This is a genomic window from Paenibacillus polymyxa, assembly GCF_015710975.1.
GTDB lineage: Bacteria > Bacillota > Bacilli > Paenibacillales > Paenibacillaceae > Paenibacillus > Paenibacillus polymyxa.
Genome location: NZ_CP049783.1, coordinates 4,038,081 through 4,053,661 on the forward strand (window position 1 = coordinate 4,038,081; position 15,581 = coordinate 4,053,661).

Below are 15,581 nucleotides of genomic sequence, written 5' to 3' on the forward strand. Positions count from 1 at the left end.
AGATATATCTGGATTCTGATGAGATCCTCATATAAGTTTGATCCTACGTAATGAGGTGGTAAAATGCATAAGCAATGCCAATGTGGTGAACCGATGGGGCTGGAATTGCGAAAGGTAATATACGCGAGTAAGGTTGAAATTTTGCATGTCCCTGTATTCTCATGTCCGTCATGCTTTTCCAGTGAGGTTTTGCAGCATGTGACGAAGGACATTAAGGAACTATTACAAAGTCTAGGGAGCAAACCTGCACCCCGGCGAATATCTTTTGCACGCAACAATGAACTGGCAGAAATTATTCGTAAGCTTGTACTGGAGGAAGCGGATAATCCCAATGTGGATTGGCAATCCGCTTTGGAGGAGCGAATGGAGCTTCGAATTAATCTCTTACTGGATCTTTATCGCTATGCGAGAAGCCTAGGAGATGAAGATTGGATGAATGATGTAGAGAAAAGATTGGTTCAATTATCCGGTTTTACCAGTAAATCGGTGTTTACGAATACAAAAAACTAAAAAATATGAAAATTTTCATGGTCACCATTGGATTTTACATGTTCTTTTTGTTACGATGAGAATAGGCCATACGACAAGACACAGAAAGGAATGTATATCCAATGGCGACGATGACGAAAATGACTACTATTCAACAATTAAATACGGCTCTGGAAGCGTCATCAGACAAGCCGTTACTCCTCTTTAAGCACAGTACACGTTGTCCGATAAGTGCAGGTGCATATCAGGAAGTGGAGTCTTATTTGGAAGATGCTCCCGACGAAAATATTGAATACGGTATCATTTATGTAGTAGAGGATCGGCCGGTGTCCAATGCGGCTGCGGACATGCTTCAGGTGAAACATGAATCGCCGCAGGCCATTTTAATCAAGGACGGGGAGGCTGTCTGGCATACATCCCATTCGAATATTACAGCCCGTGCGCTTCACGATCATCTCACATAGATAGAATGAGTGCTGTCGTTGCATAAAGTAGTATTTTGTCGTATCATGGTTCTAATTAGTTGATCTAGGATTCGGTTGAAAATTTATTGGCAATGGAGAGAAGGAATGTGACGGTAACGATCTATGATGTAGCTCGCGAAGCTGGTGTCTCAATGGCCACGGTGTCCCGCGTAGTTAACAATAATCCTAATGTAAAACCTCAGACCCGCAAGAAGGTGTACGAAGCGATTGAACAATTGGGATATCGCCCGAATGCGGTAGCTAGAGGTCTGGCCAGCAAGAAGACAACGACTGTTGGCGTGGTTATTCCGGATATATCGAACTCAATTTTTGCAGAAATTGCACGCGGTATTGAGGATATTGCAAATATGTATCACTATAACATTATTTTATGTAATGCCGACAAGCGTAAAGAAAAAGAGATCCGCGTTATCAACACATTACTTGAAAAGCAAGTGGATGGACTGCTGTTCATGGGCGGCACAGTAACGGACGAGCATATTCAGGCCTTCCATACAGCTGCAGTTCCTATTGTTCTATGTGCAACGAGTGATGAAAAAGGTAGCTATCCTTCAGTTGATATTGACCATGAAGCCGCTGCTTTTGATGCAGTTAACACGTTGATCCGTCATGGACACCGTCAAATCGCAATGATCAGTGGTACGCTTCAAGACCCTGCAAACGGCTATGCACGTTTCCAAGGTTACAAGAGAGCATTGGAAACAGCTGGAATTGATTATCAGGAGGATCTCGTGAGAATCGGGAACTACCGCTATGAATCCGGTGTTGAAGCCATGAAATACTTCCTTGGTCTGAAGAAGAAACCAAGTGCTATTTTTGCCGCTACGGATGAAATGGCAATTGGTGCGATTCATAGTATTCAGGATGAGGGATTGAAAGTACCTGATGATTTTTCGGTAATCAGTGTTGACAACATTCGTATGGCCTCCATGGTTCGTCCTCAGCTGACGACCGTCGCACAACCAATGTACGATTTGGGTGCGGTAGCCATGCGTTTGCTGACCAAGCTGATGAAGAAGGAAAACGTGGAGAACTCTCGCGTTATTTTGCCGCACGAGACTATTTTGCGGTTATCAGTTAATTATTTAGACTAGGCACAGTGCCGAATAGGATACACCTTCGATGAAAGCTCCTTTGAGGGAGCTTTTTTCGTAGATACATAGCTTCTTGTGACATCATCATCAAACTAAGAAACGAGGGATGCGTAATGAGCCGACTTTATGGATTAATGGGTGCGATGGATGAAGAAATTGAATTGCTGCTCTCGGCGATGACCGAGGCAAGCAAGACGACCAAGACGGGAATCACATACACTACCGGAATGATTCACGGGCAAAGGGTAGTCGTCTGCAAGTCCGGTGTAGGCAAAGTCAATGCTGCAGTAACAACACAAATCTTGATTGATCATTTTGGCGTCGAACAAATTATATTCACGGGAGTGGCAGGGGCGGTACACCCGGATTTAAACATTGGGGACATTGTCATCTCATCAACATGTATGCAGCATGACATGGATGTAACGCCTTTGGGTTATGCCAGAGGGGTCATTCCTTATCAGGACACCTCAGAGTTCGCGGCCGATCCCGAGCTTGTCAGTCTGGCTGAACAAGCCTGCAAATCGTTTGGCGATCGATACATTGTCGGGAAAGTACTTTCCGGCGATCAATTTGTCGCAAATCGTGAGATAGTGACAGCATTGCACCAAGAAATGGACGGTGCTTGTACCGAGATGGAAGGCGCCGCAGTGGCTCAGACAGCTCATATGAACGCTGTGCCTTATGTTGTCCTACGATCTATGTCAGATAAGGCTGATGGATCGGCTCACGTGAATTATGCTGAGTTTACGGTAGAAGCCTCACATCGTTCGCACCGTATTGTGGAGTTCATGCTCAAGCATTTGGGATAAGAGTGTAATATTTTTAATACATGAATCTTCGAACAAACCGGATACGGTCAAACTGTTCTCGTGATTCGAGGGGCACATCATCTCCCATTCGTACCATCAGACAGTTCGCAGGGTGTGAGCATATTTCAGGATCATCCGTGGCGTACCATACCATATTTACGGTTTTCATCAGACGTTCCATCATGCGGCGGTATTCCCATACGGAAAGACCGCTGCCTTTTAAATCCCAGTGCCAGTAATATTCGGTTGTAAAAATAATATAGGATTCGAGCTGTCCGTCTTCAAAGGCAATCCGAATCATTCGGCTACCCAGGCCCAGTCCGCGATAGTCATCGGCTACCTCGACAGCTCCGAGTTCCAGTAAATCCTTCATGCCAGCTTCCGACCAGCGTTCCATCTCGTCTGGATAGTGAAAAGTGACATATCCCAGAAGGGTTTCTCCATCATGGGCAATGATGATTCTGCCTTCAGGCAATTCTGAAATTTCCACCAGCGCGTCGAATTGCTCCTTTGGTTTACGAAAGGCGTCCAGTTGCGTATGCATTTGAAATGAACGCAATCGATCAGCGGATACCGGTCCTTCTACATGGATGGTTTGTCCGTTATGATCCAGTGTGTCCAAGTGGTACAATTTTAAATGCTGCATGGGTGCGACCTCCTTGTTTGCCATCAGTACCTCTTCATATCCCCTACTTATAACAAAAAAACAAATAAATGAAAAGGATGGTCGTCACATCCTCACCTATGATATACTGATTTAGACACGAATTGTTCACAATTAAATGCTTTAAATCAAACCACAAATCAAAAGACCTGATTTGCATCATTAATTTTGTAAGCGCTATTTTGTTCTGTGTAATTCTCATTATTCCATTGTGAGGAGGCTGAACGCATGAAGATTGAAGAACTCCAGGCTGTAGTTCCCACATCCAACATGGGCCCTTATGAACAAGCTTACAACAACTTTCAGTGGGAAGATGTAGAACGTCATTTTACGTGGTATGAAACAGGCAAAGTGAATATGGCACATGAGGCGATTGATCGACATGTAGAGGAAGGCCGGGGGGAGAAAGCAGCACTTTTGTATTGCGACGCAAACCGTCATGAAACCTACACTTTTTCTCAGCTCCGTGCCAGCTCCAACAGGTTCGGAAATGTGCTGCGCAAATACGGTATTGGTAAAGGGGAGCGGGTGTTTATATTCATGCCGCGTTCACCTGAACTGGTCATTAGCATGCTTGGGGTTTTAAAGGTAGGGGCTGTTGTCGGTCCACTATTTGAGGCGTTTATGGAAACGGCGGTTAAAGATCGCTTGGAGGATAGCGGGGCGGTGGCACTAGTAACCACACCTGCGCTTCTTTCACGGGTGAAACGTGAGGAGCTTCCTGCGTTGCGTCATATTTTTGTGGTTGGTGATATGGACGAACGGGAGCAGGGAATTATTGATTTCGAAACGGAAATGCTCACGTCCTCAGAAGATCTTGAGCCCGAATGGCTGGGGCGTGAAGATGGATTAATTATTCACTATACGTCAGGCTCAACGGGCAAGCCCAAAGGCGTGTATCATGTGCAAAATGCAATGATTCAGCATTACTATACGGGGAAAGTGGTACTGGATCTGCGGGAAGATGATGTGTATTGGTGTACTGCGGACCCTGGTTGGGTTACGGGAACATCATATGGTATTTTTGCTCCTTGGCTAAATGGAGCCACGAATGTCATCCGTGGAGGACGTTTCAGCCCAGAGGATTGGTACCGCACGATTGAACGTCACGAAGTGACTATTTGGTATAGTGCTCCTACGGCGTTTCGGATGTTGATGAGCGCAGGGGAGCAGGTAGTTGCCAATTATGATCTAAGCAGCTTGCGGCATGTATTATCCGTTGGGGAGCCACTGAATCCCGAGGTAGTGAGATGGGGTTGGCAAGTATACACACAGCGTATTCATGATACTTGGTGGATGACGGAAACAGGAGGACAGTTGATCTGTAATTACCCAGAGCTGCCGATTAAGCCGGGTTCGATGGGAAAGCCACTTCCAGGTATTCAGGCTGCTATTTTGGACGACAGAGGCCAGGTGTTGCCTCCTAATAGGATGGGACATTTGGCGATTCGTACACCATGGCCATCCATGATGAGCCGCATATGGAACAACCCCAATAAGTTTCAGGAATATTTCCGCTTTTCCGGTTGGTATGTATCCGGTGATTCAGCTTACATGGATGAGGATGGATATTTCTGGTTTCAGGGGAGAATTGATGATGTTATTAACTCCTCTGGAGAGCGCATCGGTCCTTTTGAGGTGGAGAGCAAGCTTCTGGAGCATCCTGCCGTAGCAGAAGCAGGAGTCATTGGCAAACCAGATACTGTACGAGGAGAGATCATTAAAGCTTTTCTCGCCCTGCGTGATGGCTATACCGCGTCGGAAGCGTTACAACAGGACATTTACCGCTTCGTCAAGGAAGGGCTGTCTGCTCATGCTGCTCCGCGTGAAATTGAATTTAAGGAAAGGTTACCCAAAACCCGTTCCGGCAAAATTATGAGACGTGTGCTGAAAGCTTGGGAGCTTAACCTTCCTACAGGTGACTTGTCTACTATTGAGGATTGAATTGATGCATGTTTGCACCAAAAAGGGAGTCTCCATAGCTATTATAGCTATGGAGACTCCCTTTTTTATTAGGGTGAACTCATGCATCTCACCCAAACTATCGCTTCTTGTTTTTGTTTTGAACTATGGACGAACGGCTCCAGAAGGAGCTGATTCCCCCATGGTATTCATGGAAGTAACACGGAACCAGCCTTTGGGCTTGCGGCCTGGTTTATACTCAAAGCTGGTGTTTGCGGTAGAGCCTATGTTTTTAAAAGGCTCCGCACCGCTTTCACTGTAATATACGTTATAGGCTGTTATAGCGTCCGCAGGCTTTCCTGCACTCCATTGGAGGACTACGGACGTGCCTGCAGCTTTAGCTTGGGGCTGCCCAGGAGCAGTAGGAACTTCTGTAGGCTGTGCACCTGTTCCATCTCCCTCGCCCGGAATATCTGGTGACTCAGAATCTGCAGGTGGCACTACAGGCGCTGCACTTGCTTGGGTACTTGGCCCAGATTCATGTCCTCCCACATCAACGGCGGTCACATAGTAACTTGCGCTGCTTCCACCAGGGCTATCAGAGAATACCTTGGAGCCATCAGCCATGACAACCTTTCCAAGCCGTTGGAAGCTGCCTCCATCTGTAGAACGATATAGACGGTAACCTACAACATCACTGTTTCCGCTTGGGCTAAAGCTAATTATGGCTTTGCCATCACTATAGCTTACGCTGACGCTAGATGGAGCGTTAGGAGCTGCCCCATCGTCCTTGCGTGGATCAATCTGAGTAGGTGCTTCTTTATCTGCATCTTGAGGCAGATAGTAGGACAACGAATTATGCCGTCTCATCACTCTAAAGGCTTGCTGAAGCTCTTTAATCAATTCTGAGATTGGCTTTTCCCGTTTTCTAACGGTCCGTTCATACAACATATCATCTGGCGTACCATCACGTGGAATGTAATTTACACCCTGATAGGTAATGTATTTCGCACGGGTAACACCATTTTCACTGTTTTTGGGTAAATATTTACTGTTATAAATGTCTGAACCATAGGCGGACGCTGTCCGGCTTACAATACCGTCAGGTCTCTTGAAACTGTCCGTTTGGAATAACTGAGAATCTTTAGCCGTTACTTCATTCATGATTAGAGCCCATAGACGACGAGCCCGCTCTTTTTGTGCTTTCGTTTCAAGCTTATTGACAGGTTGCTTGTAACCAACCCACACTCCCAGCGTGACGTCAGGCGTAAAACCCTCAAACCACACATCGGTGTAAGATTGCGTAGTACCTGTCTTGCCGGCGATCGGAATCTTGCCGGATTGATTAAAGTTACGCTTCACCAGTCTGCCTGTGCCTTCCGATACGGCTGTACGTAACATATCTGTCATCAGGTAGGCGGTTTGTGGTGTGAAGGCCTGTACAGGATTAGGCTGATGCTTGTATACAATATTGCCTTGCGAATCCACGATCTTTTCGATCATGTAGGCATCATTAAACACACCGCCATTTGGGATGGCTCCATATGCATTGGTTAGTTCCTCAACGGTTACCCCGTGGGCCAAGCCGCCGAGTACACCGGTTTGGGCGTTGTTATCACTTGGTTCCAAGGTGGTAATACCCAGTTTTTTAGCAAAAGCCCAAGCCTTATTGATCCCTACCTTTTCGTTAAACAGCTTGAGTGCTATCGTATTTAGCGATTGATTCAGTGCATAACGCGCTGTGACTAATCCTTGGTAGCGGTTGTTGGCATTTTTCGGGATGTGATATCCATTACTGCCATCTTTCAAAATAATAGGAGCATCATCCACAATCGTGCCAGGCTGTACAAGACCGCTGTCCAAAGCAGGCAGATAAGCAGCAATCGGTTTCATGGCTGAACCCGGCTGGCGTACCATCTGGGTAGCATAGTTCATTTGCTCTTTTTGGAAGTCCCGACCTTCCATCATACCGAGAATGGCGCCGGTTTTATGCTGAATCAGAATGGCCGCCGCTTGCTCGTCACCCTTGGTTTTACTTGTAGCAGAGAAGTTGTCATTATTTTCTGCAATTTGACGCATGGATTTGTACACGCTCTTATCAATGGTGGTATATACCATATAGCCGCCTGTGCGAAGCTGCTGTTCAGCTTCTTTGAGCATGTCGTTATCATCCTTGGTTTTGGTATCTGCACTGGCATTAGCTGCTTGACTCGGATTGGTGACAGACATGAGTGCCTGAGCAGCTTGCCGCTCTGTTTCCATCATAAGATATGGATAGGTGTTATAAGCCTTAACAGTGCGTGGTGCTAGAGATTTTTTGATATCAAAAGCCATCGCTTCATCATATTGTGCTTTATTGATTTTGTTCTCCTCCAGCATTCGGCTGAGCACCAGGTGCTGGCGGTTAATCGCTCTTTTAAATCCGGCTTCATTAAACTCACCTTTACCGTTGTAAGCAGAATAAGAAGAAGGGAGTTGCGGCAGACCTGCCAGATAGGCAGCTTGGGCTACATTAAGCTTGCCCAAATCATTCTCATTAAAAATACCTTTGGCCGCTGCTTTAATACCAAAGACGTTGTAACCGCTTGATCCGTTACCGAAAGGTACCTTATTGAGATAGGCTGTAATTATTTGCTGCTTGCTCAGGAAGCGCTCAAGGCGCAGAGATAGCAAAATTTCTTTGACCTTGCGGTCATCCGTACGATCAAGATTTAAAAAGACACGACGTGCAAGCTGCTGGGTAAGCGTACTCCCTCCAGTTTGTACGGATTCATGTAGTGCCTTTTGCTTCACAGCACGCAGCGTTCCCGACAAATCGACACCTTTATGCTCGTAAAAATGATTATCTTCAATGGCAATAACTGCGTCAATGACGAGCTGAGGAATCTCCTTAAACGTAACAGGTCTTCGATCTTCCTCGGTCCGAAGCTGCCCGATGGGAGAGCCATCATTAAAATAAGCGAAGCCTGTAATTGCATTTTTATCTACTTCCTGTAGAATCGTAGATCTGGAACGCACGGGCTCGTTTTTTACAATAGAAGCAACATAGCCAGCGGCGGTTCCCCCTGCGAATAGTGCCCCCATAAAACCGATGATGACGACCCACTTTATGACACGGCCGAGCCTTCGCATGGTTCTCCGTAAGCGGGAAGGCTTAGGCTCTGATACATTGTTTTTTTCTTCAACCATTAAGTCTTCCTCCTTTATAACAGCCATTATTATAGCATAAAATTACAAAATGAACCCATATGCTAAAAAGCCTGTCTTTTGGTGTCGTTGACTACATAAAAACAGTGTGTTATAAATAGGTCAAAGTAAATATCGTGAAAAGCAGAGAAAGACTTCAGTAGAAGGTGGAATCACGTTGTGCAGAGAGCCGATGGGTGGTGTGAATCGGTAGCGTCCCTCCTTTGAATTACCGTCTGGAGCTGTCTGGATGAATGGAAGCTTTTGCAGGTTTGCGAAGCTCTCCATAGTAATCCGGTACCGGGTGTAAACTCGTTATAGGAATGAAGTGAAAGAAACGTTGGTTTTTTGCATACGTTTCTTTAATTAGGGTGGTAACGCGAGTAGCTCCTTCTCGTCCCTTGGGATGAAAGGGGCTTTTTGGTTTGTTTAAATAGTAAATATTGGATGGAAAATAGGAGGGATTCAAGATGAAGTGGGAAGAATTGAAGCCTGAGCAACAGGCAGAGGTAGAACGACAACTAGAAGTTATCCGTCGTGGAGTAGCGGAAATTGTACCTGAGGATGAGCTGAAGCGTAAGGTTATTAAATCGGTTGTTAGCGGCGAGCCACTTAAAATTAAGCTGGGTCTAGATCCGTCTGCACCCGATATTCACATCGGACATACGGTTGTTATGCACAAACTGCGCCAGTTCCAGGAATTAGGGCATCAAGTGCAACTGATTATCGGAGATTTTACAGGCAGAATTGGTGATCCGACAGGTAAATCGGAGACCCGCAAGCAACTGACTGAGGAAGATGTACAGCGTAATGCACAAACATACAAGGAACAAATTTTTAAGATTCTCGATCCTGAAAAGACAAAGGTATGCTACAATTCCGAATGGTTAGGACCGATGTCTTTTGCGGATGTGGTAACTCTGTCTGCCAAAGTAACGGTTGCCCGTATGTTGGAGCGGGATGATTTTACAAAAAGGTACCAAAACGGCTTGCCGATCAGCATCCATGAGTTCTTTTACCCGCTGATGCAGGGCATGGACTCTGTGGCTCTCCAAAGCGATATAGAATTGGGAGGAACAGATCAAAAGTTTAATCTGCTGATGGGCAGAACCCTGCAAAAGGAATACGGAGTAGAACCGCAGGCAACCATTACATTGCCACTGCTTGAGGGGCTTGATGGCGTTCAAAAGATGAGTAAAAGTTTGGGTAACTACATTGGTGTGGATGAGGAGCCAAATGAAATTTATGGTAAATCGATGTCCGTTCCTGATGAGTTGATGCTGAAATATTTTGAGCTTGCAACGGATATTACCAATGAGGAGCTGGCAGAGCTGGCGAAAGGTGTTAAGGAGGGTTCGGTGCATCCACGCGATGCCAAAATGAAACTGGCCGGAACATTAGTGCGCATGTACCACGGTGAAGAGGCGGCAGAAGCGGCCAAGCAGCATTTTGTGACTGTATTCCAACAACGCGCGCTTCCTGATGACATTGAAGAATTCACCTTAACAGCAGATCAGTTAGAAGAAGGTGGCATTCGTGTGATCCAGTTGCTGACTCATCTAGGCTTTGCAGCATCTAACGGTGAGGCCAAGCGTAGTATTCAGCAGGGGTCGGTCAAAATTAATGAAGAGAAGTGGACCGATGTGAACGAAGCATACAAGCCGCAGGAAGGCGACATTGTACAGGTAGGTAAACGGAAATTTGCTAAAATCAAGCTTGGATAATTAAAATACATTTAAAAGCAGCGTTGAGATTGATCTCGTATCTCAGTGCTGCTTTTTTTATTTCTACCAAGCGAAAAGCCGTGGTAAACTTAGCACAAATAATCAAACAAATAGATACAGAGTTTTACATAATGAATACGTGGGTTGCCCAATGTGGGTGAAGGCTAGATAAATAACAAGTGTGGGGAAGGATTATATGGACTACTTTAAACGAATTCAGTGTGCGATTGAGTTTATTGAATTGAATCTCCGGGAAGATTTAAAAATTGCCGAGATTGCTTCACAGGCATACTTTTCAGCTTTTCATTTCCAGCGGGTTTTTCAGGCCATTTCGGGTTTTACAGTTCAACAATATATAAGAAGGAGAAGATTGTCCGAGGCGGCAAAACGGCTAAAGCAATCCAACCAAAAGGTATTGGACATAGCTATTGAGTATCAGTACAACTCGCAAGAAGCTTTTACTCGCGCTTTTGAAAAAAGTTTTGGGATCACCCCTGGGAAATATCGTAACTGTGATATTGAGCTTTCTGATCAAAGTAAAATCAATTTTCTGGATTACAAAAAAAACGCAGCGGAGGAATTAGAGGTGAACAAGCCTGTGATACTGCAACTCGAAACGACCAAAATTGTAGGATATGAATATAAAACAAATCTCAATAATGAGCAGCATTATAAAGAAATCCCAGGATTTTATGAACACTTTGGCGCACATGAATATTTTATGTGTATTCCAAATAAAATCGCACCGGGAATGTCATATGGGATTGCCTGTCGATTTGAAGACAACGGTGCATTTTCATTTGTGGTGGGTGAGGCCGTTGAAGAAGAATCAAAAGAACTGGCTGAGGGTTTCATATATATGGAGATTCCAGCAGGCAAGTATGCTGAGTTTGACGCTTCAGGTTCAAATGGACGTGTTCAGAGTATACGAGATTTTATCTACGGCACATGGCTTCCTAATTCTAATTTTGAACGGAGGGAGGGACCTGATTTTGAAATTACGGACGTGATGAATTCCTATCCTGATCATTTGAATATGAAAGTGTACATCCCCATTGAATAAAACTCTAAGGCTTAATGCGTGGGGAATATAAAAAGCACCCGAATGAATTCGGGTGCTTTTTGGTGCTAATGCAAGGATTAGCGGTTGTAGAATTCGACGATTTGTTTTTCATCGATATCTTGGGACAATTCAGCACGCTCAGGCAAACGAATGTATTTACCTTCCAGAGCTGCGTCATTGTACTCCAGGTAAGCTGCCAAGTGGTTACGGTTTTCCAAAGCTTCTTTGATGGAAGACAGGGAACGACTTCTTTCACGAAGACCGATCACGTCGCCAAGGCTTACTTGGTAAGAAGCGATGTCAACTTTTTTACCGTTCACAGTAACGTGACCATGAGCTACCAATTGACGTGCGCCTGCACGGGAATTAGCAAAGCCAAGACGGAATACAAGGTTGTCCAGGCGGCTTTCCAGCAAGAACATGAAGTTCTCACCAGCGATACCGTGCATGTGTTGAGCTTTGTTGAACAGGGTACGGAATTGTTTTTCACCCAAACCGTACATGTGGCGCAGCTTTTGCTTTTCTTGAAGCTGCATACCGTAGTTACTGATTTTTCTCCGTTGGTTTGCACCATGTTGTCCCGGAGGGAAAGGGCGTTTCAATTCTTTACCTGTGCCGCTCAGGGAAATACCGAGACGACGGCTCAATTTAAATTTAGGACCAGTGTAACGTGCCATTATAGAGTTAACTCCTTCATAATTAAAATTTGAGTTGGGGCTCTCTTTGCGCTCCAATTTGTTCGGCGCTACCTAGTAAGGTGAGACGCACTACTGACAGAAAAGTTCAGCCGCTGTCCTGTCAGCAACAAATAAGATGAGGGTGACACAAACTGTTACGCCCAAAATTTAAGATCCGCACAGTAGATAGTTCTGCCGTACAGTCTTTTTCAATAATATATATTATATGGTATAGTGGGTCAATGTCAAGAAGAGAAAAAGAATGAAAACGTCAAAATTTGTCGATAGGGCTTTAGAACTAAAAAAGTGGGACGAATTTCTGAAAAATGGATGCAAATTTCTAAAGTTGAGAGTAAAATAGATCATATTATGAGCTATAGTGGTGTATAGCCGCTGTCTTGGTACAGCTAATTTTGCTGTGAAGGAGCGCCTTAATATGTCGGAATTTTCAACAACGGATCAGCAAACGCTTGACAGTAAAACAGTGCAGGCTAGCGGTGCTCCGCTGTTTGATGATAAAGGATATACGTCTTTTGCCTGGCTCCAGAACATGGATATGACACCCTATGATTACCCCTATATTAATCAGCTTCTCGTCCAAGGATATCGGAATTGGTTACAGCAGAGCAATGGTATATCCTGGATCAGTGAAGAGTATACTGCTGTCTTTAATTTTACAGGTGTTCGGGTTGCTGGTAGGGAAGAGGATGATGACGAGGATTTAGAGTTGGTCGAGCGTTGTTGCATATCTAGAGAGATGGAAGTGAGCCAGCGTAAACTTCGAGATGGGAGCCTTGCATTTGTATACATGGTCCCCATATTATGCCGCAATTACAAGAGAGAGCCTTTCGCCGCTCTTCGTTTTACACGGCCTGCTCAACATTCTGTCTCGAATCAGGACGCATTGTTAGTGGCTTCTTTGCATTTTAGATCCTGCTTTTACTCGAAGTTTGAGTATATATTTATGGAAGATATCCTAGGGATGCAGAATCGGAGCGAACGTGAGGGCAGACGCCGCTCTATTTTATTTCAGATTGTAAAACGGATGCATGACAAGATCGATGTGGAAGGCGTGCTGGATGAAGTATTTGGAAGTATCGCCTATTTGTTTCCCCATGTGGATATCACGTTGTATATGAGTCAGGATCGGCACAGTCGAAATCCTCAGGTCAAGCCTTTGTTGCTGCATGAACGGGACGAGGATGTATGTGTCCGTGCATTTATGAAAGGGCAAATGGCTGTGAATGAGCCTGCTGGTCCACAAGATGAAATAACTGAAATCGGTATCCCGTTACGTGGTAAGCAGGGCGTATATGGTGTTTTCCATATGATTCTTCCGGCAGGTGCGGATAGTATGGAAAAAGTGGACGTAGAGCTGATTGCGATGATGGCAGATACAGCTGGCACCGCATTTGAAAATGCGAAGCTGCTGGAGCAATCGAATGTACTTATCCATGAATTGCGGCTCATTAATGAGTTGGTTCAGCGTTTGAATCAGAGCCTGAAATTAAATGAAATATTTGAGTTTGCCGTGCAGGAGTTATTAAAAATGTTCATGGCCGACTTTTGTTGTATTGTGCAGCTGGATCAGGATGGAAGTTGCTTTAGGGTGATGTCAAGCAATGTGGAAAGTTTAAAGCTGGAGAGTTACCCTCGTGAAGGCGGATTTGCTGGACTGATATGCAAAACAGGAGAGCCTGTGATTGTGTCTGACTATAGGAAGGATGGAAAGATATCCTCTTGGTTTATGGATGCGACTGACTCTCAGTCATTGATGGCTGTGCCTATGAAGAACAGGGGGACTCCTAGAGGGGTTATATTATTATCGAGCAAGCTTCCACACTTTTTTTCTTACGATAATTACAAGATGCTGCAAATGCTGGCTCCTCATATCGGACTGGCCGTAACTAATGCTATGCTGCATGCCGAGGTGCGGCGTCTCGCTAATATGGACATGCTAACAGGTTTATATGTGCGTCATTATGTAGACCGAATCATTCAGGAGCATCAGGAAAAAGATTTCTGTGGCTCTCTTATTTTGGTCGATATTGACCAATTCAAGCAGGTGAATGATACGTATGGCCACCAGACGGGGGACGAAATTCTGAAAAGCGTCAGCAATATTGTTCGCTCGGCGACCCGTGATGAGGATGTATGTGCCAGATGGGGCGGAGAGGAGCTTGCCATTTATTTGCCGCAGCTGGGGGTGCAGCAGGCACTGGGGTATGCAGAAAAAATACGTAGCCGTGTACAATATGAAACTAATCCTCAGGTGACTGTTTCTTGTGGGATTGCTGAATGGAACTGGCTGGACGAGCAGATCAGTATCGAATCTTTATTTTATAGGGCTGATATGGCCTTATATGAAGCAAAAAATGAAGGCCGTAATCGTATAGTTATTGATCATATAGGCGATGTGTAGAGAATATTCCTTAGGGAATGTTCTCTTTTTGTTTTGCATAACCGTTTGTAGACAGGTAATCCTAAGCGTAGCTATAACATGGATGTTCTAAAACAGAATTTTTATCATGATTTATAGTCATGTTTAGGATAGGACGGATGATGGTATGCATTGGAGAAAGCAATGGGTAATGCGGGGCTGTGCGTTTCTAATTATATGTGTGTTAAGCGGTTGTGTACTGGATCGACAATATACTCCTGAGCAGATTTTTAGAAGATCTGTTGCAGGAATGGCTGGCAGAGAGAGGATAACATTTAGCGGACAGACTGGAATCAGAACTGACGGCGGTCTGCCTACGGCTAAACAGTTTGAATATCGCGGGAAGCTAAGAAATCACGATGAATTAATCATGCACTGGGGATCTACAGAGGCTTTCCGTAAGCAAGGCGACTATGTAGCACTAAAAGAAGGTAAGTCCGAGCCTGGTGTTACACATGAACGATTTCTTCGTCAAAATGGGAAATGGATTGCGCTGACATCTGGGGATACTTCTATGGTTCAAAATGGCATGTTAAATCGCTTCAATCCGATTCAGGAGCTAGAGGAATTAAATACACTGAATAAGAGCATTCGTATGGAAAAGGGAGCTGCCCGGGGAACTTGGGTGGTGAGGATTGAACCAGAACCTGCCTCGGCAAAGCGTTGGTTAAAAGAACGTTTAATGGAAGAGATGAATACGTTAAATCCTCAAATCAGGATATTAAAAACACAGCATACAGAAACAAACCGAGAGCTGCAACAAAAGCTGAGCCAAATATGGAAGCAGAGTTGTGAGGATATGAACAACCAACTGGAGCATTCCAGTGTGCAGACTGTGTACCATTTAACTATAGATCGCCAAACGGGTTTACCCTTAAATCTATCATCGGAATGCCGAATTTCCCGACAGGTTGCGAATGAAGAGCAGCATCAGGAGGCTCTGATCACCCGAGTTGTTTTTGAGGACTACAAGTAACGGAGCGGGCATGATACAATGGAATTTGAATTAACCGTTGTTCAAAAAGAGCGAATAAAGAAGGAGAGA

At 44.9% G+C, this 15,581-nt stretch carries 12 protein-coding genes and 1 other annotated feature; of the genes, 9 read left to right on the forward strand and 3 right to left on the reverse strand.

The features are described 5' to 3' along the window. The first annotated feature begins 63 nt into the window (after nucleotides 1-63). From G7035_RS17905 to G7035_RS17920, 4 genes are all read left to right on the forward strand, one after another. Nucleotides 64-510, forward strand: coding sequence for a hypothetical protein (locus tag G7035_RS17905; protein ID WP_016822381.1), 447 nt, complete (start codon nucleotides 64-66; stop codon nucleotides 508-510). 101 nt (nucleotides 511-611) lie between these two features. Beyond that, nucleotides 612-953: a bacillithiol system redox-active protein YtxJ gene (gene ytxJ, locus G7035_RS17910; protein ID WP_019687965.1), complete on the forward strand. Its 342-nt coding sequence runs from the start codon at nucleotides 612-614 to the stop codon at nucleotides 951-953. Between the two features lie 107 nt (nucleotides 954-1,060). Next, complete coding sequence (gene ccpA, locus G7035_RS17915; protein ID WP_013371881.1) at nucleotides 1,061-2,068, forward strand: catabolite control protein A; 1,008 nt, start codon at nucleotides 1,061-1,063, stop codon at nucleotides 2,066-2,068. 113 nt (nucleotides 2,069-2,181) lie between these two features. Next, entirely contained in the window at nucleotides 2,182-2,880 is a 699-nt protein-coding gene (locus G7035_RS17920) for a 5'-methylthioadenosine/adenosylhomocysteine nucleosidase (RefSeq protein ID WP_019687964.1), read from the forward strand. A 13-nt stretch (nucleotides 2,881-2,893) separates the two neighbouring features. On the opposite strand, the gene G7035_RS17925 is transcribed toward G7035_RS17920, so the two are convergent. Then, nucleotides 2,894-3,526 (reverse strand): GNAT family N-acetyltransferase, encoded by a 633-nt coding sequence (locus G7035_RS17925; protein WP_016822378.1) that lies wholly within the window; start codon nucleotides 3,524-3,526, stop codon nucleotides 2,894-2,896. Between the two features lie 246 nt (nucleotides 3,527-3,772). Between G7035_RS17925 and acsA the strand changes: the two genes are divergently transcribed. Next, nucleotides 3,773-5,488: an acetate--CoA ligase gene (gene acsA / locus G7035_RS17930; RefSeq protein ID WP_019687963.1), complete on the forward strand. Its 1,716-nt coding sequence runs from the start codon at nucleotides 3,773-3,775 to the stop codon at nucleotides 5,486-5,488. Nucleotides 5,489-5,611: 123 nt separating this feature from the next. Here the strand turns inward: acsA and G7035_RS17935 are convergent, their stop codons facing one another. Continuing rightward, nucleotides 5,612-8,635 (reverse strand): transglycosylase domain-containing protein, encoded by a 3,024-nt coding sequence (locus G7035_RS17935; protein ID WP_019687962.1) that lies wholly within the window; start codon nucleotides 8,633-8,635, stop codon nucleotides 5,612-5,614. 135 nt (nucleotides 8,636-8,770) lie between these two features. After that, nucleotides 8,771-9,037 (forward strand) — a binding site (T-box leader). 65 nt (nucleotides 9,038-9,102) lie between these two features. Between G7035_RS17935 and tyrS the strand changes: the two genes are divergently transcribed. Next, nucleotides 9,103-10,356: a tyrosine--tRNA ligase gene (gene tyrS, locus G7035_RS17940; RefSeq protein ID WP_019687961.1), complete on the forward strand. Its 1,254-nt coding sequence runs from the start codon at nucleotides 9,103-9,105 to the stop codon at nucleotides 10,354-10,356. A 196-nt stretch (nucleotides 10,357-10,552) separates the two neighbouring features. Then, on the forward strand, nucleotides 10,553-11,419 hold the full coding sequence (locus G7035_RS17945; RefSeq protein WP_019687960.1) for an AraC family transcriptional regulator: 867 nt from the start codon (nucleotides 10,553-10,555) through the stop codon (nucleotides 11,417-11,419). Between the two features lie 77 nt (nucleotides 11,420-11,496). Here G7035_RS17945 and rpsD read toward each other — a convergent pair whose 3' ends face one another. Next, a complete protein-coding gene (gene rpsD, locus G7035_RS17950) occupies nucleotides 11,497-12,096 on the reverse strand; it encodes a 30S ribosomal protein S4 (protein ID WP_016822373.1) in 600 nt (199 codons plus the stop codon). A 436-nt stretch (nucleotides 12,097-12,532) separates the two neighbouring features. On the opposite strand from rpsD, the gene G7035_RS17955 reads away from it, so the two are divergent. Both G7035_RS17955 and G7035_RS17960 read left to right on the forward strand, forming a co-directional pair. After that, nucleotides 12,533-14,518 carry a sensor domain-containing diguanylate cyclase gene (locus G7035_RS17955; RefSeq protein ID WP_019687958.1) on the forward strand — a complete coding sequence of 662 codons (1,986 nt, stop codon included), beginning with the start codon at nucleotides 12,533-12,535 and terminating at the stop codon, nucleotides 14,516-14,518. A gap of 169 nt (nucleotides 14,519-14,687) precedes the next feature. Further along, a complete protein-coding gene (locus G7035_RS17960; RefSeq protein WP_019687957.1) occupies nucleotides 14,688-15,512 on the forward strand; it encodes a hypothetical protein in 825 nt (274 codons plus the stop codon). The last annotated feature ends 69 nt before the right edge of the window (nucleotides 15,513-15,581 follow it).